Origin of the sequence: Luteimonas lutimaris, from assembly GCF_039537065.1 — a bacterium.
In the GTDB taxonomy this organism is placed as follows: Bacteria; Pseudomonadota; Gammaproteobacteria; order Xanthomonadales; family Xanthomonadaceae; genus Luteimonas; species Luteimonas lutimaris.
The window spans coordinates 288692-310464 of the sequence record NZ_BAAAZU010000003.1 but is presented as its reverse complement, the minus strand read 5'-3'; the positions used below and the strand labels follow the sequence as shown (position 1 = coordinate 310464).

At 71.8% G+C, this 21773-nt stretch carries 13 protein-coding genes and 1 tRNA gene; 4 read left to right on the top strand and 10 right to left on the bottom strand.

Annotation, left to right across the window (positions count from 1 at the left end; genetic code table 11):
• Positions 1-52: 52 nt before the first annotated feature.
• From yoaA to mrcB, 3 genes are read right to left on the bottom strand one after another with little or no spacing between them, the layout of a single operon-like run.
• Positions 53-2077, bottom strand: coding sequence for a DNA repair helicase YoaA (gene yoaA / locus ABD679_RS03460; RefSeq protein ID WP_344758539.1), 2025 nt, complete (start codon positions 2075-2077; stop codon positions 53-55).
• 1 nt (position 2078) lies between these two features.
• Positions 2079-2618 carry a tetratricopeptide repeat protein gene (locus ABD679_RS03455; protein ID WP_344758538.1) on the bottom strand — a complete coding sequence of 180 codons (540 nt, stop codon included), beginning with the start codon at positions 2616-2618 and terminating at the stop codon, positions 2079-2081.
• The gene (gene mrcB / locus ABD679_RS03450; RefSeq protein WP_344758537.1) at positions 2618-5020 is read right to left on the bottom strand and encodes a penicillin-binding protein 1B; all 2403 of its coding nucleotides are present in this window, start codon (positions 5018-5020) and stop codon (positions 2618-2620) included. Before mrcB ends, ABD679_RS03455 begins: the two co-directional genes overlap by 1 nt.
• A 189-nt stretch (positions 5021-5209) precedes the next feature.
• On the opposite strand from mrcB, the gene ABD679_RS03445 reads away from it, so the two are divergent.
• Entirely contained in the window at positions 5210-7315 is a 2106-nt protein-coding gene (locus ABD679_RS03445; protein ID WP_344758536.1) for a glycosyltransferase, read from the top strand.
• A gap of 143 nt (positions 7316-7458) precedes the next feature.
• Here the strand turns inward: ABD679_RS03445 and ABD679_RS03440 are convergent, their stop codons facing one another.
• Complete coding sequence (locus tag ABD679_RS03440; RefSeq protein ID WP_344758535.1) at positions 7459-9054, bottom strand: hypothetical protein; 1596 nt, start codon at positions 9052-9054, stop codon at positions 7459-7461.
• A 74-nt stretch (positions 9055-9128) separates the two neighbouring features.
• Positions 9129-11300, bottom strand: a complete 2172-nt coding sequence (locus ABD679_RS03435; protein ID WP_425561837.1) for a RelA/SpoT family protein — start codon at positions 11298-11300, stop codon at positions 9129-9131.
• 63 nt (positions 11301-11363) lie between these two features.
• On the opposite strand from ABD679_RS03435, the gene ABD679_RS03430 reads away from it, so the two are divergent.
• On the top strand, positions 11364-11861 hold the full coding sequence (locus ABD679_RS03430) for a hypothetical protein (RefSeq protein ID WP_344758534.1): 498 nt from the start codon (positions 11364-11366) through the stop codon (positions 11859-11861).
• Between the two features lie 267 nt (positions 11862-12128).
• Here ABD679_RS03430 and ABD679_RS03425 read toward each other — a convergent pair whose 3' ends face one another.
• Positions 12129-16385 carry a DUF3418 domain-containing protein gene (locus ABD679_RS03425; protein ID WP_344758533.1) on the bottom strand — a complete coding sequence of 1419 codons (4257 nt, stop codon included), beginning with the start codon at positions 16383-16385 and terminating at the stop codon, positions 12129-12131.
• Positions 16386-16469: 84 nt separating this feature from the next.
• Between ABD679_RS03425 and ABD679_RS03420 the strand changes: the two genes are divergently transcribed.
• Both ABD679_RS03420 and recQ read left to right on the top strand, forming a co-directional pair.
• Positions 16470-17024 (top strand): Dps family protein, encoded by a 555-nt coding sequence (locus tag ABD679_RS03420; protein WP_425561836.1) that lies wholly within the window; start codon positions 16470-16472, stop codon positions 17022-17024.
• Positions 17025-17367: 343 nt separating this feature from the next.
• Positions 17368-19221, top strand: a complete 1854-nt coding sequence (recQ, locus tag ABD679_RS03415; RefSeq protein WP_344758532.1) for a DNA helicase RecQ — start codon at positions 17368-17370, stop codon at positions 19219-19221.
• Between the two features lie 33 nt (positions 19222-19254).
• Here recQ and ABD679_RS03410 read toward each other — a convergent pair.
• The 4 genes from ABD679_RS03410 to ybgF form a co-directional block, all read right to left on the bottom strand.
• Positions 19255-19330, bottom strand: a tRNA-Lys gene (locus ABD679_RS03410).
• A gap of 53 nt (positions 19331-19383) precedes the next feature.
• Positions 19384-20067, bottom strand: a complete 684-nt coding sequence (gene queC / locus ABD679_RS03405) for a 7-cyano-7-deazaguanine synthase QueC (protein ID WP_344758531.1) — start codon at positions 20065-20067, stop codon at positions 19384-19386.
• Between the two features lie 45 nt (positions 20068-20112).
• Positions 20113-20799, bottom strand: coding sequence for a 7-carboxy-7-deazaguanine synthase QueE (queE, locus tag ABD679_RS03400; RefSeq protein WP_344758530.1), 687 nt, complete (start codon positions 20797-20799; stop codon positions 20113-20115).
• 89 nt (positions 20800-20888) lie between these two features.
• Positions 20889-21713, bottom strand: a complete 825-nt coding sequence (gene ybgF / locus ABD679_RS03395; protein WP_344758529.1) for a tol-pal system protein YbgF — start codon at positions 21711-21713, stop codon at positions 20889-20891.
• Between the last annotated feature and the right edge of the window lie 60 nt (positions 21714-21773).

The following is a 21773-nucleotide window of genomic DNA, read 5'->3' as shown; positions in this document are numbered from 1 at the left end:
CCACCCTAGCCCGGCGGCGCGCGGTCGGCGAGCTGGGGCAAACCCGAGGCGCTCAGCCCGGCCAGGCCTGCAGGTCCGCGCCTGCCGGCGCATCGCCGACGGCGAAGAAGGCCTCCACGTCGGCCACGTCGCGGGTCTTCGGGAACGGCGGCATCGAGTCCAGGAACAGCTTGCCGTAGCTCTTGCCGAGCAGGCGCGGGTCGCACAGCACCAGCACGCCGCGGTCGGTCTCGGTGCGGATCAGGCGGCCCACGCCCTGCTTGAGCGCAATCACCGCCTGCGGCAGCTGCTCGTCGCGGAACGGGTTGCCGCCGGCGCGGCGGATCGCATCCAGGCGCGCCTCGAACACCGGGTCGTCGGGCGCGGCGAACGGCAGCTTGTCGATCACCACCACGCTCAGCGCGTCGCCGGCCACGTCCACGCCCTCGCGGAAGCTGGCCGCGCCCAGCAGCACGCCGTTGCCGGATTCGCGGAAGCGCTGCAGCAACTGCGCGCGCGGCGCCTGGCCCTGCACGAACAGCGGCCACGGCCCGCCCTGCAGGATCCCGGCGGCCTCGCGCAGCGCGCGGTGCGAGGCGAACAGGACGAAGGCGCGGCCGTGGGAGGCATGCAGCACCGGCAGCAGCGCCTCGGCGATCGCGGCGGTGTAGTCGCGCGCGGACGGCTGCGGCAGCCGCGGCGGCAGGTAGCACAGCGCCTGGCGGGCCCAGTCGAAAGGGCTGGGCGCGAGCAGTTCGTGCTGGCCTTCCAGCCCCAGCCGCGTGGCGATGTGGTCGAAGCGGCCGTCGACCGCGAGCGTGGCCGAGGTGAACACCCACGCCGCACGCGAGGCCTCGCGATGCGCGCGCAGCGGCGCGGACACGTCCAGTGGCGTGCGCTGCAGGCGGAAGCCGCGCGGCGACAGCTCGTACCAGCGCACGTCGTCGTCCGGGCCGCCGCCGCTGGCGTCATCCAGCTCGCCGTCGAGGTCGCGCTCGACCTGCCAGCGCGCGACCCGCGCCAGCTGGTCCTGCGCGCGCACGTGGCAGGCCTCGAAGCCCGGCGCGGCCTCGCGCAGCGGGGCGAGCGCAGCGGCCAGCCGCGACAGCGCCTGCGACAGTTCATCGAGCCCTTCGCGCACGCCGGCATCCTGCAGCGCGTGGAAGCGGGTCCCGCGCGCCGGCAGTCCTTCCATCGCCGCGCGCAGCGCGCGGGTCGCGTGTTCGAGGTCGCGCGCCGGCTGCTGCACGACCGCCAGCGAACCTTCCACATCCTTGCATTCGGCGAGCGCGTCGCGCCCCAGTTCGACCAACGGCCGCGCGCTCAGCGATTCGCCGAAGAACTGCGCGGCCAGATCGGGCAGCTGGTGCGCCTCGTCGACGACGAAGGCCTGCGCGCCGGGCAGTATCTCGCCGAAGCCTTCCTGCTTGAGCGCCAGGTCCGCCAGCAGCAGGTGGTGGTTGACCACCACTACGTCCGCGTTCTGCGCACGTTGGCGCGCCTGGACCACGAAGCAGTCGCTCCAGAACGGGCACTCGCTGCCGAGGCAGTTCTCCGCCGTCGAGGTGACCATCGGCAGCAGCGGCGAGTCGTCGGGCAGACCGTCGAGTTCGGCCAGGTCGCCCATGCGCGTGCGCCCGCCCCAGGCGACGATGCGCTGGAAGTGGCCGATCTGTTCGCGCGAGGAAAACCGCGACTCGCCCTTCGCGCGCTCCATCCGGTACAGGCACAGATAGTTGGCGCGGCCCTTGAGCAGCGCGGTCTTGATGCCGACCCCGAGCGCGTCGCGCACCCGCGGCAGGTCGCGGTGGTAGAGCTGGTCCTGCAGCGCGCGGGTGCCGGTGGAGACGATGGTCTTCAGCCCCGACAGCAGCGCCGGGACGAGATAGGCGAAGGTCTTGCCGGTGCCGGTGCCGGCCTCGGCGAGCAGCGTGCCGCGCGCATCGAGTGCATCGGCCACGGCGGCCGCCAGGTCCTGCTGCGCCGGGCGCGGGGCGAACGCCGGGATCTGCGTCGCCAGCGTGCCGCCCTCGGCCAGCGCGGCGCGGCTGCGGCCGGCCAGCAGGCCCTCGTTCTCCCCTTCGTTCCCCTGCACCATCTCAGTACCGGTTCACCCCGGCGACCGTGCAGGCGTCGATCTTCGCCTTCGCCGCGGCGGCGCCGGCGGCGTCGCTTTCGAGCAGGCGCGACTGTTCGATCGTCGCCCAGTGGCGGCGGCACAGCGGGCCGACCTGCGAGCCGGTCTCGAACGCGCGCCGGGCCAGTGCCTCGGCCCGGGCGTGGTCGCCCTGCAGCAACGCGGCTTCGGCGCGCTCCTGCAGCAGGGCCGGGTCGTCGGGGACGATCTCCAGTGCCTGGTCGAGGGTGCTGGCGGCATCGTCGTAGTGTTGCTGCGCTTCCAGGCGTTCGGCCTTCGCGCGCAGGTCCTCGACCTTGGGGTCGCGCAGCGGCTGGACGGCCAGCTCGCCCTCACCATCGCCGCCGGCGGCGCGAATCGCCGCGACCTGCTGTTGCGGCGTGGACGTGGTCAGCGGCGCGGGCGGGGGCGGCGCGGGCGGCTGCGTGGTGCACGCGGCCAGCGCCAGCAGGAAAACGGACAGTGCGCCGCGAGGGGCGGCGGAATGGATGCGGGGGGACATCAGCGTTGCTCTTGCGGCGGGGGGGACTGCTGCGGGACCTGTCGCGCCGGATCCTGCGGCTTGGGATCCAGGCCGAACCAGCTGCGCCAGCCGCCGCCGCTTTCTCGCTCGGGTTCGGCCTGCACGCAGGGCTGGTACGGCGGCGCAAAGCCCTTGGTGAACGCGAAGCGACGGGCGCCGGGACAGGATGCGTCGGTGCTGTTGGACTGCACCACCCACTGCCATTCGAGACCTTCGCTGCCCACTTCCAGCGGCGCGCTGGGCAGGCGCGAGAACAGGCCGGACCAGACCCGCATCGCGCCGGTGGCGCCGTACAGGCCGGTCATCTCGTTCTGGTCGTTGCCGACCCAGACCACCGCGAGGTGGCCACCGGTGAAACCGGCGAACCAGCTGTCGCGGCCGTCGTTGCTGGTGCCGGTCTTGCCGGCGGCGTTGAGCCGGCCAAGGCCGTCTCGCACCAGCTGGTGCGCGGTACCGTTGGTGACCGTGTGCTGCATGGCGAGGGTAACCAGGCGCACGACGGTCGCATCGCGCGAATCCGCCGGCTGCGGCGGCTTGTCGTAGCGCTTGAGCATCCTGCCCTCGCGGTCGAGCACGCCGCGCACCAGGTGCAGCCGCTGGCTTTCGCCACCGGAGGCAAGGAACTGGTACAGCTGCGCCATCGCGTACGGGCTCTGGTCGACGGCGCCGAGGATCAACGAGGGGTTGGGCGCAGCCTCGATGCCGGCAAGCTTCTTGAGCAGCATCGCCACGCGCTGCGGGTTGACGGCCATGCCCACGCGCACCGTGGCCTGGTTGTAGGACTGCGCCAGCGCGTCGATCAGGCGCACGCTGCCGTGGCTGCGGCCGTCGGAGTTGCCGGGGCTCCAGTGCTTGCCGTTGGCCAGGGTGACGGTCACCGGCGAATCGTCCACCCAGCTGGCCAGCGACCAGTGGTCGGCCGAGGCCAGCGCCAGCAGGTAGACGAAAGGCTTGAGCAGCGAACCGACCGGCCGCTGCGCCTCGATCGCGCGATTGAACCCCGGCTGGCGGAAATTGCGGTCGCCCACCACCGCCAGCACGTCGCCGTTGTCGACGTCGGTCACGACCAGGCCGGCCTGCAGCGGCGGACGCTTCTTGTTCGCCAGCCCCTCCAGGGTGCTCGTCACCGCGCCCTCGGCATAGGCCTGTGCGGACGGCGACATCGCGGTCATCACCCGCAGGCCTGCGCCCTGCAGCGCGTTGGCCGGGTAGTCGCGCATCAGCTGCCTGCGCACCAGGTCGATATAGGCCGGGAAGGGGTTGGCCGATGTGCTGCCCGGCGCGTCGGTCACGCCGAGCGGCGCCTTGCGGGCGCGCTCGTATTCGGCGTCGGTGATCAGCTGCGGCTGCGACGCGTGCATCTTCTCCAGCACGAAGTCGCGCCGCGCACGGGCGCTGTCCGGATGCCGCCGCGGGTCGTAGGCCGACGGCCCCTTCACCAGCCCGATCAGCATCGCCACCTGCGCGGTGGACAGGTCGCCCAGGTCGCGTCCGAACCAGTACTCGGCGCCCGCGGCCACGCCACGGATCTCCTGCGATCCGCGCTGGCCCAGGTAGACCTGGTTGAGATACGCCTCGAGGATCGCGCGCTTGTCGTAGCGCGCCTCGATCAGCAGTGCGAACAGGATCTCGTTGAACTTGCGGCTGAAAGTCTGCTCCCGGCCGATGCCGAGGATGCCCGAGCGCGCCAGCTGCTGGGTCAGCGTGCTGCCGCCCTGCTTCGCCTCACCGGACTTCATGTTGACGAAGGCCGCGCGCAGCATGCCGGACAGGTCGATGCCGTGGTGGTGCGCGAAGTCGCGGTCCTCGACCGCCTGCAGGCCGGTGACCAGCAGCTCCGGGACGTCCTCGATCCGCACCAGCTGGCGCTCTTCCTGGTTCTGCCCGTACAGGGTGGCGATGCGCGCCGGGTCCAGTCGCACGGACTTGGCGGCCTTGTCGGTGGCGGCGTCGCGCAGGCGGGTAACGCGACCCCCGGACAGCGTGACCTCGACCCGGCTCGCCGGCACCTTGCCGTCGACATCGCCGAAGCCGCGGCTGGCGATCGTCCAGCGCGCACCGTCGTGGACGTAGGTGCCGGGGCGCTCGCCGCCGTCCTCGCGGTAGGACGCGGCGGCCAGTTCGGTCTTCAGCGTCTGCGCGTCCATCGCCACGCCCGGCGCCAGCTGCAGCGGACGCGCGTACACGCGCGTGGGCACCTGCCAGCGCAGCTGGCCGAAGCGCTCGGTCACCTGCTGGTTGAGGTAGATCGTGTACGGGATCAGGAACCCCAGCCCGAGCCCGATCGCCGCCAGCGTCCAGGTCAGCAGCCGGCGGCGCCAGTCCGGCCGGTCGCCGCCGTCGATCTCGTCTTCGTCTTCGTCGTAATCGATGCGGGCCACGGTGCGGTTCGGGAAGGCAGTGCGACAATGGCGCTGCGCGCCGGGGAAGCGGCGAGTCTAGCGCAGCCGCCCCTGAACGCCGGCTGGCAAGCGCGCTGGGTCGAAGCCCGCGCGATGGCGCAGAATGGTGGCCCCCGGCCGCATGTCGGCCCGCCGGTCCACCACCACCCCGTCAGCCGGAGCCCAGAGTTGTCGATTTCGCTGGCCGATGCGCGATTCCTGTTCGATCGCGTGACCGGCCTGATCCGCCGAGGCTGGCTCAGCCTGCGCACCCGCGGCCTGCGCGCGAGCTGGCAGCGGGTGCGCGCGCAGCTGCGCCGCGTCCCCGCGGCACGGCGCGCCACGCTGGCCTTCCCGCCGGAAACACCCGCGGTCCCGGCCACGCTGCCGACCAGCGGGATGCCGCTGGCCAGCCTCGTCGTCCCGGTCTACGGCCAGCTCGAACACACGCTGCGCTGCCTGCGCGCGCTGGCGGCCTGGCCGCCGCAGGCGCCGTTCGAGGTGATCGTGGTCGACGACGGCTCCCCGGACGACAGCGGCACGGTATTACCGGCGATCGACGGCCTGCGCTACCACCGGCGCGCGGAAAACGGCGGATTCATCGCCGCCTGCAACGACGGCGCGGCGCTGGCGCGCGGCGAGTACCTGGTCTTCCTCAACAACGACACCGTGCCGCAGCCGGGCTGGCTGGATGCGCTGCTGAAGACGTTCGGCGAGCATCCCGGCGCCGGACTGGTGGGCGCGCAGCTGCTGTATCCGGACGGGCGGCTGCAGGAGGCGGGCGGGGTGGTCCGCAGGGACGGCTCTGCGGACAAGCTGGGCAGGCTCGCTGCGCCGGACGACCCCGCGCACGCGTTCGTACGCGAGGTCGATTACTGCTCGGGCGCTGCCATCGCACTGCAACGCGCGGACTTCGAAAGGCTGGGCGGCTTTGATACGCGCTATGCACCGGCGTTCTACGAGGACACCGACCTGGGCATGTCCATGCGCGCAGCCGGGAAAAAGGTGCTGTGCCAGCCGGCGTCGCGCGTGGTCCATGTCGAAGGTGCGACCGCGGGCACGGACGTGCGCCGCGGCATGAAGGCCTGGCAGGAGCGCAACCAGGCGACGTTCCGTGAACGCTGGCAATCGGTACTGCCAAGGCATTCCGGACACGATGCGACCGGCGCGATGCTCACCCGCCACCACCATGCACGCTGCGTGCTCGTGGTGGATGCCCTGACGCCCACGCCCGACCGCGACTCCGGCTCGCTGCGCCTGGTCAACCTGATGCGCCTGCTGCGCGAGGAAGGCGCGCACGTGGTGTTCCTGCCCGCCGACCTCAAGCATGCCGGCGCGTACACCGACGCGCTGCAGGCGCTGGGCGTCGAGACCTGGCATGCGCCGTTCGTCACCGGCATCCCGGCGTGGATGCGCGAGCACGGGGCACGCTTCGACAGCGTGGTCGTGTGTCGCCACTACGTCGCGCGCAGCTTCCTGCCGCTGCTGCGCGAACACGCGCCGCGGGCGCAACTGGTGTTCGACACCATCGACCTGCACTACCTGCGCGAACAGCGCGCGGCCGAAGTTGCCGGCGACGCGACGATGGCCCGCGCCGCCGGGCGTACGCGTGAACTGGAGCTGGACGTGATCGCGCGCAGCGACCTGACCGTGGTGGTCAGCGGGGCCGAGCGCGAACTGCTTGCGCGCGATGCGCCCGCGGCGCGGGTGGAGCTGCTGTCCAACCTGCACCACGTCGCCGGGCCCGGCGCGCCGTTCGCGCAGCGCCGCGACCTGGTGTTCGTCGGCGGCTTCCGCCACCCGCCCAACGTGGGCGCGGTGCGCTGGTTCGTCGAGATGGTATTTCCGCGCGTGCGGGCACGCCTGCCGGACGTCGGCTTCCACTGCATCGGCGGCGACGTGCCCGCGGCGGTCGCCGCGCTCGCCGCGCACGAAGGCGTCACCGTGCACGGCCACGTGCCGGACATCGCGCCGTACATGGACGGCTGCCGGATCGCGGTGGCGCCGCTGCGCTACGGCGCGGGCGTCAAGGGCAAGGTCAACCTGAGCATGGCCCACGGCCAGCCGGTGGTGGCCACGCAATGCGCGGTCGAGGGCATGCACCTGCGCGACGGCCACGACGTACTGGTAGCCGACGACGCCGAGGCCTTCGCCGACGCCGTGGTGCGCCTGTACGAAGACCCGGTGCTGTGGAACCGGCTCGCCGCCAACGGGCTGGACAACGTCGCCCGCCACTTCTCGCTCGACGCCGCCAGAGACACGGTGCGGCGGGTGTTCTTCGACGCGAAGGGCTGACGGCCGGCGGCAGGTTCCGTGGACTGCGGACTGTGGGAGCGGCCATGGCCGCGATGCTCTTCCGGGCGGGCCCATCGCGGCCATGGCCGCTCCCACAAGGTCCTGCCTGCCGATCCGGGAGCTCCACGGCGCGGCGCGGCACCTCAGCGCCGCGGCGCGGTAGCCGCGCGGATGCGCCCGTCGAAGGCCTCCAGCCCCGGCGTTGCCGGATCCAGCCCGCGCGCCGCCTCGAGCGCTGCGCGTGCGCCGGCCACCTCGCCCGCGCCCAGGCGCTCGTCGCCGATCGCCAGCCAGCGCCCGGCCAGCCTGCGCCGCGCCGCGGCCAGCGTCGCGGCGTCGCCCTCCAGCACCGTGCGCGCGTCCAGGCAGGCACGCGCGAGGCCGAGGTTGTTGTCGCGCAGGCCGCGTTCGAAGCAGTCGCGCGCCGCCGGCAGCAGGCGCGCGGTCGCCTTGCGCACGCCGGGGTCGTCCGGGGCGATTGCGCGCGCGGCGCGCAGCTTGTCGAAGGCGCTGTCGCCGGGCGGATCGAGCAGCTGTCCACGCGCTTCCGCCGCCGTCGCCTCGGCGAGCAGGCGCGAGACCCGGCGCTTGCGCTCGGCTGGCGGCAGGCTGCTGCCGCTGCGCGCGTGGGCCTGGCGCGCGCGCTCGATGCGGTGTCCGGCCTCGCCAACGGCGTCCAGCGCGGGCGCCAGTTCGCGCGCGTGGCCGAGCGCACTGTCCGCCTCCGCGAACTGGTAGTCGCCGGCCAGCACCTGTGCCCGATGCGCCCAGGCGGTGGCGACGCGCTGCAGGCCCTCGTCGGCATCGGCCTGCTGGCCGGCAGCCGCCAGCAGCTGGTAGCGCCCGGCGGCACGCTCCAGGCGGCCGGCGCGCAGGTCGGCCAGGGCGTTGCGGCGGACGTCGTCGAGCTCCTCGTTCAGGCGCGCACGGGTATCGGGCAGGTCGACGTGGCCGGGGTCGTATTCCGCGGCGGTGGCGATGGTGGCGGTGGCCTCGGCCAGTTCCCCCACGCGCAGCTGCGCCCGTGCCTGCTGCAGCAGGTCGGCGAGCGCGTCCTCGCGGCCCTCCAGCGCGCGGGTGTCGTCCGGCTGCAGCGCCAGGATGCGGCTGTACAGCGGCAACGCGGCGTCGGCGCCGCCGGTGAGGTGGCCGGCCGCGCGCGCGGCCTCGGCGCGGGCCAGCAGGTCCGGGATCCCGGCCTTGTCCGCTTCGCGCTCGCGCAGCCGGGTTTCCAGCTTTCGCGCCTCGTCGCGCGGCACCGACAGCGCGCGCGCCAGGCGCAGCGCGGCGTGCGCGTCGGCGAAGCGGTCCTGCGCGGTCGCCGTGCGCGCCTGCGCCAGCGCGGCCTCGGCCACCCGCGCCAGGCCGATGCGCGCTTCGTCGCGATCGGGATCCATCGCCAGCGCGGCCTCGTAGAGTTCGCGTGCGCCGCTGCCGTCGGCCGCGGTCAACCGCCCCTGCGCCAGCGCCTGCTCGGCCTGCGCCCGCAGCGCCTGCGCACGCGTCTGCGGCCAGATCCGCTCGGCGAGCGGCTGGCGGAAGACCGCCAGCAGCAGCACGACCAGCAGCGCCGCGGCCAGCAACAGCCACGGCCATCGGCGCGGCGGCGCGCGCGCCGGTGCCGACGCTGCCGGGCGCCCGAAGTCGAGCCCGCGCAGCGAACCCATGCCGGGCTCGCGGCGCGGCGCGTCCGGCCCGGCGCCGCGTGCATGCCCGCGTCTGTCGCGTTCGTCGATCACCGGCGCAGCATAGAAGATGCCGGTGGCGGCCGCCGTGAGCGGCGTCTGCGGCGTGAAAACCGGCGGTGCCTGCGTCAGGCGCGGCGGGTCTTCTGCACGCCGGGCAGGCCGTCGATCTTGCCCAGCAGGCGCGAAAGCTGGCCATAGTCCTGCACGCGCACCTGCAGGTGCAGGCGCTGGCGGCCATCGCGACCGCCATCGCTGCGGATCGACAGCACGTGCGCGTCCTCCTGCGCGATCAGGTTGGTCAGGTCCTTGAGCAGGTACTTGCGGTCGATCGCGTCGACCACCACGCCGGCCTCGTGGCCGCCGCCGGCACGGCCCCATTCCACCGGCAGCACGCGCTGCGGGCTGGTCGACGACAGGCGCAGGAACGCGGGACAGTCGGCGCGGTGCACGCTCACCCCGCGGCCGCGGGTGAGGTAGCCGCGCACCGCGTCGCCGGGCACCGGCTGGCAGCAGCGGGCGACCTGCACCAGCAGGTTGCCCACGCCGACCACGGTGAATGCCGACGACGATGTCTTCGCAGCCTTGCGCGGCGCCCGCACCGTCAGTTCCTGGCCGTCGCCGGCGGCCGGTTCGCGCGCGCTGCGCTCGTGTTCGAGCAATGCACGCGCGACCTGGTGCGGGCCGACGTCGCCCAGCGCGACCATGACCTGCAGGTCCTCGAGCGTGGCGGCGTTGAACTTCTGCAGCGCCGGCGCGGGGTCGGCCTGCGCCAGGCCGAGGCGCTTGAGTTCGCGCTCCAGCAGCTCGCGCCCGTCCTGCACGTTGCGCGCGCGGTCGAGGCGGTTGAACCAGGTGCGCACCTTCTCGCGCGAGCGCGCGCTGGCGAGGAAACCGTTCGCCGCCACCAGCCAGTCGCGGCGCGGCTCGGACACCTTGCCGGTGAGGATCTCGACCCGGTCGCCGCTGCGCAGCTGGTGGTCCAGGGGCACGATGCGGCCGTCGACCTTGGCCCCGCGGCAGCGGTGGCCGACGTCGGTGTGCACGTGGTACGCGAAATCCAGCGGCGTCGCGCCGCGCGGCAGGTCGACGACTTCGCCGCGCGGGGTCAGCACGTAGATGCGGTCCTCGACCAGCTCGGTGTCGAGCGCGCCGGCGAGTTCGCCCGCGCCGTCCGTGCTGGCCTCCAGCAGTCGCCGCATCCATTCGATCTTGCGGTCAAGTGCGGCGTTGCCGGCGGCCGAGCGCTGCGATCCCCCGGTCTCCTTGTAGCGCCAGTGCGCGGCCACGCCCAGCTCGGCCTGTTCGTGCATCTCGCGGGTGCGGATCTGCACTTCCAGCGTCTTGCCCTCCGGCCCGACCACGGCCGTGTGCAGCGAGCGGTAGTCGTTGTGCTTGGGCCGGGCGATGTAGTCGTCGAACTCGCTCGGGATCGGCATCCACAGCGCGTGCGCCACGCCCAGCGCCGCGTAGCAGGCGGGCACGTCGTCGACGAGGACGCGCACCGCGCGCAGGTCGTAGAGCTCGCCGATCGGCACATCCTTCTTCCGCATCTTCTTCCAGATGCTGTAGATGTGCTTGGGCCGGCCCGCGACTTCGGCATCGACGCCCTGCGCCGCCAGCGCTTCGCCGAGCATGCCGATGACGTCGGCGATGTAGCGTTCGCGGTCTGCGCGCTTCCCGTCGAGCAGGCGCGCGATGCGGCGGTAGGTGTCCGGCTCCAGGTGGCGGAAGGCCAGGTCCTCGAGCTCCCACTTGAGCTGCCAGATGCCCAGCCGGTTGGCCAGCGGCGCGTGGATGTCGCGGGTGAGTTGCGCCAGCGCGCGGCGCTCGTCCTCGGGCAGCTGCCCGGCCGCGCGCAGCTGCGCGAGCTGGCGCGCCAGCAGGATCGGCACCACGCGCAGGTCGCGCACGATCGCCAGCAGCAGCCGGCGCAGGCCCTCCGGGTTGCCCTGCCCCGAATGCTCGGCGTGCAACGCCCACACCTGGCCGGCCGCGCGCTGGCCGTCGAGCAGCGCGGCCACGGTGGGTTCGGCGGACGCGAGCTTGCGTTCCAGCGCCGCGGCAGCCTCCGGCAGCGCATGCAGGATCGCCGCCAGCACGACCTCGCCGTCGGCATCGAGCAGGCGCAGGGAATCGAGGGTGTCGACCAGCACCACGGTCGCGGTGCCGGCATCACCGGCGTCGCCCGCCGCGCCGGCCAGCGCCTCGTCGAGCAGCACCCGCAGCCGGCGCGGCAACGCAGCGACCGCCGGATGGGCGGCCAGGACCTGTTCGACGTTCTGCACCGGCGACGACACGCGCTTCGGGCTCCGTGGGGGGAGCGGTCTACACTAGCCGCCCCACGTCCCGAGGAACAGACCATGCGCCCGTTGATCCTGCTCGTGTCCGCCCTGCTGCTCGGCTGCGCCCTGCCCGCACTGGCCCAGACCGCCGCGACGCAGCCGCCGATCGAACAGGCGATGACAGCCGACCAGTTCAAGGCCGCCGGCCTGGACAAGCTCAGCGCCGACGAACTGGCCAACCTCAACGCCTGGTTGAACCGCACCATCACCACCGAAACCACCCGCGCCGCCAAGCAGGCCAAGGAAAAGGTGGAAACCGAGAACCGCGGGTTCTTCAACTTCGGCTCGGACGAGCCGATCAAGAGCCGGATCGTCGGCGAGTTCCGCGGCTTCGAGAAGGGCCGCAGCTACACGCTCGAGAACGGCCAGGTCTGGCGCCAGACCGACGGCGCCTCGCTGGCCGGCGTGCGCGCCACCAACCCCGAAGTGCAGATCAAGCCCAGCATGTTCGGCAACGCCTGGTACATGAGGATCGGCAACTACAACACCAACGCCAAGGTCGAGCGGGTCAAGTGACGCAACGGCGCGTTCGCGAAGCGAACGCCTTTGCCGTTGCGTCATCCCCCGAGCAAGCGGGGGACCCAGTCCCCCCCTGCCCCTGTACCTCTGTAGGAGCGGCTTCAGCCGCGAGCTTTTGAGGGCAACATCAAAAGCAAATCCCCAAGCCCCCAGCGAAGGGGCAAAGGCAAAAGCTCTTCCCCGAATCCCGAATCCCCTTTCCCGGTTCCCGATTCCCTGCCTTCAAAAGCTCCCGGCTGAAGCCACTCCCACAAGACCCGGCCCCTACCCCAGTCGCGCAATCCGCGCGGCCAGCTTCTTCGGCGACACCCCGCCCTTCGCGCCCAGCTCCTGCGCGAACACCGACACGCGCAGTTCCTCGATGTCCCAGCGCAGCGCCTGCCACTCCGGATCGGCCGCAAGGCCCGCGGCCTGTGCCTCGACCAGCCCATCGACGAACGGCTTGATCTCCAGCATCCGCTGCTGGTCGCGCGGGGGATCGTTGAGCGCGCGCTGCGCGCGCGTGGCCAGGGCGCGCAGGTAGCGCGGGTATTCGGCCAGCGCCGTCGCCGGCACGTCGCGCAGGAAGCCCGGCGGCACCAGGGCGGCGAGCTGCGCCTGCATGTCGTCGAGATTGCCGCGCGCCCAGCCGATCAGCTTCGAGTCGAGCCTGGCGCGAACCTCGGCCACGAGGCCAAGGATGGTTTCGGCCTGCTGCAGCCGCGCCATCGCCTCGCCGAACAACGCCTTGCCGACCGCGTCGCGGCGCGCGGCGAAGGCGTCCGGGTCGCGGATGTCGTCGAGTCCGTCGACCGTCAGCGCGGCGAAGGCGCCGTCGACCAGGTCCTCGCGCAGGTGGTCGGCCGGCCGGCCCGCCTGTGAGGCCCGCGGCGCGGCCGATTCGATCGCGGCGTACAGCAACGCGGTCTTCGGCGACACCGGCAGCTGCTTGCGCGCCTGCCGCATGCGGTCGGCCAGCGCCAGCGACAGCAGCCGGCGCACGCCGCGCGGGTGGTGGCGCCGCGCCTCGTCGCGGTCGGCGTGCACGTCGAGCGAAACGCTGTCGCCGTGGTCGTGCAGCGCCGGATACGCGGGCACGCCGCCGGCGCCGGGCACGGACACCGGAATCGGCTCGTCAGGGAACGCCGTCAGGCCGCCCTGCGCCAGCCCTTCCGATGCGCGCGCGGCGAACGCGTCGCGTGCGCGTGCACCGAAGCGCTCGCGCAACTCGTCCAGATCGCGCGATTCGGCCAGCACCGTGCGGCCATCGGTGTCGAGCAGGCGCAGGTTGGCGCGCAGGTGCGGTTCCAGCGCTGCCTCGTCGAAGTCGCCGCCGGCAACCTCCACGCCGGTCATGCGCTTGAGCAGGCGCGCCAACGCACCGGCGAACGCATCGACATCCACATCGGCCGCGCCGTGCGCCTGTGCAAAGGCGCGCGCGAAGTCCGGCGCGGGCACGAAGTTGCGCCGCAGCGATTTCGGCAGGCCGCGAATCATCGCCGCGGCCTTGTCGGCAACGAAGCCGGGCGCGAGCCACGACAGCCGCGAGGCATCCAGCGCGTTGAGCAGGTGCAGCGGCACGACCACCGTCATGCCGTCGTCCACCGCGCCGGGCTCGAAGCGGTAGCGCACCGCCAGCCGCGCCTTGCCCAGCGCGACGAAGGCCGGGAACAGTTCGGCATCCGCCCCGTCGGCGACCAGCAGGTCGTCGCGGCTCCACTCCAGCGCCTGCTTCTGCGCCGGCGGCAGCTTCGCGTACCAAGCATCCAGCGCCTGCGCGCTGACGATCTCGGCCGGGATCCGGTCGCGGTACCACTGCGCCATCCATTCCTCGTCCACCACCAGGCCCACGCGGCGCTGCTTGGCCTCCTCTTCCTCGGCCTGCGCCAGCACCTTGCGGTTGCGGGCGACGAAGGCGCTGCGGGTGTTGATCTCGCCCGTGACCAGGCCGTCGCGCACGAAGATGTCGCGCGACTCCTCGGGGTACAGGCCGCCGTAGTGGATCGGCTTCTTCGGCGCCAGCACCAGGCCGAACAGGGAGATCTGCTCGCTGCCGATCACCCGGCCCTGGCTGCGCGACCAGCGCGGGTCGAAGTGGCGGCGCGCGAGCAGGTGCGACAGTTCTTCGATCGCCCATTCCGGCTCGATCGCGGCGTTGGTCAGCGACCAGACTTTTTCGGTATCCAGCAGCGTGGCCGACAGCACCCACGGCGGCGGCTTCGAGGCCAGCGGTGAGCCGGGAAACAGCTGGAACCTGCGCCCGCGCGGACCCTCGTACTGGCCGCGCTCGGTGCGGTGGCCAAGCTGGGTCGGCAGCCCGGCCATGACCGCGCGATGGAGGCGGATGTAGGCCCGGGAATCGGCGTTGGCGCCCGTTTCGGAAGCGGGTGCCGCCTTGGAGGCGTCTTTCCCGCGCATGCGGGAATCCAGTGACTTTCGCTTCCGACGCCGTGACCCGCTGTCCCTGGAGCCCCGCCCCTGCACGGACAACGACTCCGGGGCCTCACCGCCAGCGTCGCCGGCAACGCCACGCGCATCAGCCGCCTCCTCCCGCCACCCCAGCTCCCCGCACTGCAGCTTCAGCTGCCGGTGCAGTTCGCGCCATTCGCGCATGCGCAGGAAGCCGAGGAAATTCCGGTCGCACCACTTGCGCAGCTGCGACTGGGTCATGTCCTCGTGCGCGGCGCGATATGCGTCCCAGAGTTTGACGATGCCGAGGAACTCGGACTTCGCATCGCGGAACTGCGCGTGCGCCGTATCGGCCGCGGCGCGCTGGTCGGCGGGGCGTTCGCGCGGGTCCTGGATGCCCAGGAACGAGGCGATCACCAGCATCTCGCGCAGGCAGCCGTGCGCGTGTGCGGCGACCAGCATGCGCGCCAGCTTCACATCCACCGGCAGCTTCGCCATGGTGCGGCCGATCGGCGTCAGCCGGCGCCCGTCGTCCACCGCGCCCAGTTCGGCCAGCTGTTGCCAGCCGTCGGCGATCGCGCGCGGGTCGGGCGGATCGATGAAGGGGAAGTCCTCGACCAGGCTCGCATTGCCGCGCGGTCCGTCCTCGGCGCGTCCGCGCCGCCGCTTTCCGTGGCGTCCGTCATCGCCACCCAGGCCGAGCGACAGCATGCGCAGGATCACGCCCGCCAGCGCCGCGCGGCGGATTTCCGGGTCGGTGTACGGCGCGCGCGCCTCGAAGTCGGCTTCGGAATAGATCCGGTAGCAGGTGCCGGGCGCGATGCGGCCGCAGCGGCCCTTGCGCTGGTCGGCGCTGGCCTGGCTGACCGGCTCGACGTGCAGGCGGTCGAGCTTGAGACGCGGGCTGTAGCGCTTCACCCGCGCCAGCCCCGGATCGACCACGTAGTGGATGCGCGGCACCGTCAGCGAGGTTTCCGCGACGTTGGTCGCCAGCACGATGCGTCGCTGCGGGCCGGGATTGAACACGCGGTCCTGGTCGCGCGCCGACAGCCGCGCGTACAGCGGCAGCACCTCGGTGTGGCGGTACTTGCGCCGCTCCAGCGCCTGGTGCGCGTCGCGGATCTCGCGCTCGCCGGGCAGGAAGACCAGGGTGTCGCCCATCGGTCTTTCGCGCGCGATCTCGTCGCAGGCGGCAAGGATGCCGTCGAGGACGGTCAGTGCGGGACCCGGGGCCCGGGACCCGGGACCCGGGGAAACCGGTGTTCCTGGCGAACCGGCGGCAACGGTTGGTCGCCGCGTTGTCCGGTCTCCCGCGCCGTCGTTCGCCTCGCCTCCCGCTTCATCCAGCGACCGGTAGCGCACCTCCACCGGATAGCCGCGGCCTTCGACGTTGACCACCGGTGTGCCGCCGAAGTGCGCGGCGAAGCGTTCGGTATCGATGGTCGCCGAGGTCACGATCACCTTGAGGTCGCGGCGCCGCTGCAGCAACTGCTTGAGGTACCCGAGCAGGAAGTCGATGTTGAGGCTGCGCTCGTGGGCCTCGTCGATGATGACGGTGTCGTAGGCCGACAGCCAGCGGTCGGAGGCGACCTCGGCCAGCAGGATGCCGTCGGTCATGAACTTGACCGCGGTGCCGGCCGAGACGTTGTCGGAAAAGCGCACCTGGAAGCCAACCGCGCCGCCCAGCGGCACCTGCAGCTCCTCGGCCACGCGCCGCGCCACCGCCCGCGCGGCGATCCGGCGCGGCTGGGTGCAGGCGATCATTCCCGCGGCGCCGCGCCCTGCGACCAGGCACAGCTTGGGCAGCTGGGTGGTCTTGCCCGAACCGGTTTCGCCGGCGATCACCACCACCGGGTGGTCGCGGATCAACGCGACGATCTCGTCGGCATGCGCGGCGATCGGCAGCGACGGATCGACGCTCGCCCGCGGCAGGCCCGCGGCGCGTGCCTGGCGCCGTTCGACCGACTGCGCCAACGCAGCCTCGAACGCATCGCGCGCGCCGGCGTCGCCGGGAGCGGCCTGCCAACGGCGCAGCAGACCCTTCAGGCGCGCGGCATCGCGGCTGCAGGCGCCGTCGATGGCGCGCTGCGCCTGCCTTGACGCGACACTTGCATTTGGCTCGGTAGGCTTCATTGATCGGTTCGACAGCAAGATTCGATTTCACACCCCTGCCGCCAGCACCTATTGTGGCGTCATGCCCCTTCCAGGAGAAACCCGATGGCCAAGACCGCCAGCAAGAAGCGCAAGCCCGCTGCCCCGAAACCCGCCGCATCGCCCGGTCCCGGCGACCGCGGCCCGGCCATCGATATCGGGCTCGACACGGCCGATCGCAAGAAGATCGCGCAGGGCCTGTCGGTGTTCCTGTCCGACGCCTACACGCTGTACCTGAAGACCCACAACTTCCACTGGAACGTCACCGGGCCGATGTTCAACGCCCTGCACAACATGTTCGAGGACCAGTACACCGAACAGTGGACCGCACTGGACGACACCGCCGAACGCATCCGCGCGCTGGGCTTCAACGCGCCGGGTTCGTACGCGGAGTTCATCAAGCTGTCCACGATCAAGGAAGAGCCGGGCCTGACCGAGGCCCCCGACTGGCGCGAGATGGTGCGCCAGCTGGTGGTCGGCAACGAAGCGGTCTGCCGCACCGCGCGCAAGGCACTCAAGACCGCCGACGACGCCGGCGACGACCCGTCCGTGGACCTGCTGACCCAGCGCCTGCAGACCCACGAGAAGTACGCCTGGATGCTGCGCTCGCTGCTGCAGTAAGGGCGATAGCACAAGTCCCCCGGGGCGCGGCCGTTGCATGACGGCCGCGCCTTTTTTCGTAAGGATGTAGGAGCGGCTTCAGCCGCGAGCTTTTGGCCTGGCCCCCTGCGACGACAGGGGGAGGAAGCGAGAAATCCCGCGACTGCTGACCCTGTAGGAGCGACGGGAGTCGCGATGCCCTGCCGGCAGGGCCATTCGCGACTTCCGTCGCTCCTGCGAAGCCTGGAGTCAAGAGCTCGCGGCTTCCGCCGCTCCTACAGTAGTGCTCCCTCGCGGCAAATCCCGACGCGACGACGCGCCAATCCCCGACTGACGCGCGACGCCGGCTTGCTACCCTTCCTGCATGCAAGACGCCGCCCTCGAAACGCTCCAGCAGGTCTTCGGCCACGCCGCATTCCGCGGCGAGCAGGCCGCCATCGTCGACCACGTCACCGCCGGCAACGACGCGCTGGTGCTGATGCCCACCGGCGGCGGCAAGTCGCTGTGCTACCAGGTGCCGGCGATCCTGCGCGAGGGCTGCGGCATCGTCGTCTCGCCGCTGATCGCGCTGATGCAGGACCAGGTCGAGGCCCTGCGCCAGCTCGGCGTGCGCGCCGAGTTCCTCAACTCCACCCTCGACAGCGATACCGCCGCGCGGGTCGAACGCGAACTGCTGGCCGGCGAACTCGACCTGCTCTACGTCGCCCCCGAGCGCCTGCTCACCCCGCGGTTCCTGTCCCTGCTCGACCGCTCGAAGGTCGCGCTGTTCGCCATCGACGAGGCCCACTGCGTCTCGCAGTGGGGCCACGACTTCCGCCGCGAATACCGCGAACTCACCCTGCTCCACGAACGCTGGCCCGGCATCCCGCGGATCGCGCTGACCGCCACCGCCGACCCGCCGACCCAGCGCGAGATCGCCGAGCGCCTGCAGCTGGAAGGCGCGCGCCGCTTCGTCAGCTCCTTCGACCGGCCCAACATCCGCTACACCGTGGTGCAGAAGGACAACGGCAGCCGCCAGCTGCGCGACTTCCTCGAAGCGCACCGGGGCGAAGCCGGCATCGTCTACTGCCTGTCGCGCAAGAAGGTCGAGAAGACCGCGGCGGCACTGGTCGAACTGGGATTCGACGCCCTGCCCTACCACGCCGGCCTGGGCGCGGAGACGCGCGCGGAAAACCAGCGCCGCTTCCTGCGCGAGGAGGGCGTGGTGATCGTGGCCACGATCGCTTTCGGCATGGGCATCGACAAGCCGGACGTGCGCTTCGTCGCCCACCTCGACCTGCCCAAGTCGATCGAGGGCTACTACCAGGAAACCGGCCGCGCCGGCCGCGACGGCGAGCCCGCCGAGGCCTGGCTGTGCCAGGGGCTGGGCGACGTGGTGCTGCTCAGGCAGATGATCGACAACTCCGAGGCCGGCGAGGAGCGCAAGCGCCTGGAGCGACGCAAGCTCGACGCGCTGGTCGGCTACTGCGAAACCATGCGCTGCCGCCGCCAGGTGCTGCTGGCCAGCTTCGGCGAGGAGTATTCGGCCAGGGGCGCGGGCCAGCCCTGCGGCAACTGCGACAACTGCCTGACCCCGGCCGAGACCTGGGACGCCACCGTCGCCGCGCAGAAGGCGCTGTCCTGCGTGTACCGCAGCGGCCAGCGCTTCGGCGTGACCCACCTGGTCGACATCCTGCGCGGCGCCGACACCGAGCGCGTGGTGCAGTTCGGCCACGACCGGCTGTCGACCTTCGGCGTCGGCGCGGACCTGGACGCGCGCACCTGGCGCGGCGTGTTCCGGCAACTGGTGGCCGCCGGCCTGCTCGACGTCGACACCGAAGGCTACGGCGGCCTGCGCCTGACCGACGACAGCCGCGCCGTGCTGCGCGGCGAGCGCACGGTGATGCTGCGCAAGGAACTGCCGCGCCGGAAGCAGCGCGAACGCAGCCGCGGTGCCGGATCGACGGCCGCCCCGGCGATCGAACTGTCAGCCGCCGAGCAGCCCCTGTTCGACGCCCTGCGCGACCTGCGCACGCGCCTGGCGCGCGAACAGAACGTGCCGCCCTACGTGATCTTCCACGACGCCACCCTGCGCGGCATCGCCCACCTGCAGCCGACCTCGCTGGACGAACTGGCGCAGGTCGGCGGCATCGGCGGCTCCAAGCTCGAGCGCTATGGCGAGCAGGTGCTGGAAACAATCGCGACCGCGTCAGCCCAATCTGCCGGCATGGATGCATGACCGCTGAAACAGGACCCTTTCGTCGAAGAATAATGGTGGGCCGTGCTGGATTCGAACCAGCGACCAGCGGATTAAAAGTCCGATGCTCTACCAACTGAGCTAACGGCCCACGGGGCCCGCGTTGCGCGGGCCGGCAATTCTAGCGCAGGACTGGCGCCTGCCCTATCCGGCGTAGCGGGTCGGATCCGCCACGCCGGCCGCGGCGAACCCCTCGGCGCGCAGGCGGCAGGCGTCGCAGTGGCCGCAGGCGCGGCCGTCGGCGTCGGCCTGGTAGCAGGACACGGTCTGCGCGAAATCCACGCCCAGGCGCAGGCCGTCGCGGACGATGTCGGCCTTGCTCATGCGCTGCAGCGGCGCGCGGACGCGGATGCCCGCGCCCTCGACGCCGGCCTTGGTGGCCAGGTTGGCCAAGCGCTCGAAGGCCTCGATGAACTCCGGCCGGCAGTCGGGGTAGCCGGAGTAGTCCACCGCGTTGACGCCACAGAAGATGTCGGCCGCGCCCAGCACTTCGGCCCAGCCCAGCGCCACGGACAGCATGATGGTGTTGCGCGCCGGGACGTAGGTGACCGGGATCTCCGGCGCGTCGGCGTCCTGGTCGGAGTCCAGCGGCACGTCGATGTCGGCGGTGAGCGCCGAGCCGCCGATGCTGCGCAGGTCGACATTCACCGTCTTGTGCGCCACGGCCCCGATGTCGCGCGAAACGCGGGAAGCCGCGTCCAGCTCGGACGTGTGGCGCTGCCCGTACGACACGCTCAGCGCGTGCACGGCGAAGCCCTGCTCGCGGGCGATGGCGAGGACGACGGCGGAATCCATGCCACCGGAAACGAGGACGACGGCTTTTTTCATCGGGAATCGGGAATCGGGAATCGGGAATCGGGAATCGGGGAAATGCTATCGCCCCGGCTCGTCGTTCCACAGCAGCTTGTGCAGCTGCATCTGGAACTTCACGGGCAGGCGGTCGGCGACGATCCAGTCGGCCAGTTCGCGCGGGTCGAGTTCGGATTTGCTGGGCGAGAACAGCACGTCGCAGCGCCGGTCGAGGCCATGTTCGGCAACCACCTCGCGCGCCCATTCGTAGTCCGCACGACCGCAGAGGACGAACTTGACCTGGTCGTGCGCGGTCAGCAGTTCGATGTTCTCCCAGCGGTTGCGTTCGACTTCGCCCGAGGCCGGCGTCTTGATGTCCAGCACCCGCGAGACGCGCGGATCGACCGCACCGATGTCGAGCGCGCCGGAAGTTTCCAGCGACACCACGTAGCCTGCGTCGCACAGCCGGCGCAGCAGGCCGATGCAGCGCTTCTGCGCCAGCGGTTCGCCACCGGTCACGCAGACGTGGCGCACGCCATGGCCCGCGACTTCAGCCAGGATGTCATCGATCTCCCGCCACTGGCCGCCGTGGAAGGCATAGGCGGTATCGCAGTAAAGGCAGCGCAGCGGGCAGCCGGTCAGGCGCACGAACACGCTGGGCCAGCCCGCGTCGCGGGCCTCGCCCTGCAGCGACAGGAAGATCTCGGTGATGCGCAGCCGGTCCGCCGGGGCGGCGGTGGCCGCACTGTTTTCGGCGGATACGGCGTTCATGGGTGAATTGTAGGGCCGGCTCGCCACGGGCGGGCCTGCACGCGGCTGGTCGAAGCCGCCTCGGGCAAAACGCGGCGGAAGGACGGCCGCTACTGCACCTGCGACAGCTGGATCGTGCGCAGGCGGTCCTCGGCGGTGCGCGCGGCGTCGGTGCCCGGGTAGCGCGTGGAGACTTCGGACAGGGTGCGCTCGGCCGCATCGACCTGCTTCTGGCCGTACTGCGACAGCCCGACCTTCAACAGCGCGCCCGGCGCCTTGTCGTGGGTGGGATAGCGGTCGAGCAGCGCCTGGAACTGCTGCTGCGCGAGCGCGTAGTTCTGGGTGGCGTAATAACTCTCGCCCAGCCAGTAGTAGGCGTTGGGCGCGTAGGCACCGCCCGGATGCACCTGCAGGAAGTCCTGGAACAGGCGCGCCGACTCGTCGTAGCGGCCGCCCTTGAGCGCGTCGAACGCCAGTTCGTAGTCCGAACGCTCGTCGGCGGTGCGCGCCATCGCGCCGGCATCGCCGTAGACCGCTGGCGCCGCCTCTCCAGCGGCGGCGGCCGGCGCGTTGGCCGCGGGCGCCGCGGCGGACGGGACCGAAGCGGGGTCGAGTACCGGCGCGCCGGCGCCGCCACCCTCGATGCGGTTCAGGCGGCCGTCCAGGTCCAGGTACTGCGCGCGGCCGCTGGATTCCATCTGCTCGATCGTGCGCTGCAGCTCTTCGATCTGGGCGCGCTGGGCCTGCAGCTCGTTCTTGATCTGGGTGACCTGGTTGAGCAGGTCGACGTTGCCGCGGTTGCTGGCGGCCTGCTGCTCGAGCGAAGCGACGCGGTCGGCGAGGCTGGCGCGCTGCGCGGATGCGGGCATTGCCGCCAGCGCCGTGCCGGCGACCGCGACGAAGGCAAGACTGCGGATGATCTGGGTCGGATGCATGGGACTGCCCGGATTGCGTGGAGGGGTTCGTGGTTTGCCTGCCCGGAAAGACAATCGGCA

Coding starts and splice junctions, on each gene's coding strand:
- recQ (WP_344758532.1), top strand. CDS start 17,368: ATGCAAGACGCCGCCCTCGAAACGCTCCAGCAGGTCTTCGGCCACGCC.
- ABD679_RS03420 (WP_425561836.1), top strand. CDS start 16,470: ATGGCCAAGACCGCCAGCAAGAAGCGCAAGCCCGCTGCCCCGAAACCC.
- ybgF (WP_344758529.1), bottom strand. CDS start 21,713: ATGCATCCGACCCAGATCATCCGCAGTCTTGCCTTCGTCGCGGTCGCC.
- ABD679_RS03425 (WP_344758533.1), bottom strand. CDS start 16,385: ATGAAGCCTACCGAGCCAAATGCAAGTGTCGCGTCAAGGCAGGCGCAG.
- yoaA (WP_344758539.1), bottom strand. CDS start 2,077: ATGGTGCAGGGGAACGAAGGGGAGAACGAGGGCCTGCTGGCCGGCCGC.
- queC (WP_344758531.1), bottom strand. CDS start 20,067: ATGAAAAAAGCCGTCGTCCTCGTTTCCGGTGGCATGGATTCCGCCGTC.
- queE (WP_344758530.1), bottom strand. CDS start 20,799: ATGAACGCCGTATCCGCCGAAAACAGTGCGGCCACCGCCGCCCCGGCG.
- ABD679_RS03430 (WP_344758534.1), top strand. CDS start 11,364: ATGCGCCCGTTGATCCTGCTCGTGTCCGCCCTGCTGCTCGGCTGCGCC.
- ABD679_RS03455 (WP_344758538.1), bottom strand. CDS start 2,618: ATGTCCCCCCGCATCCATTCCGCCGCCCCTCGCGGCGCACTGTCCGTT.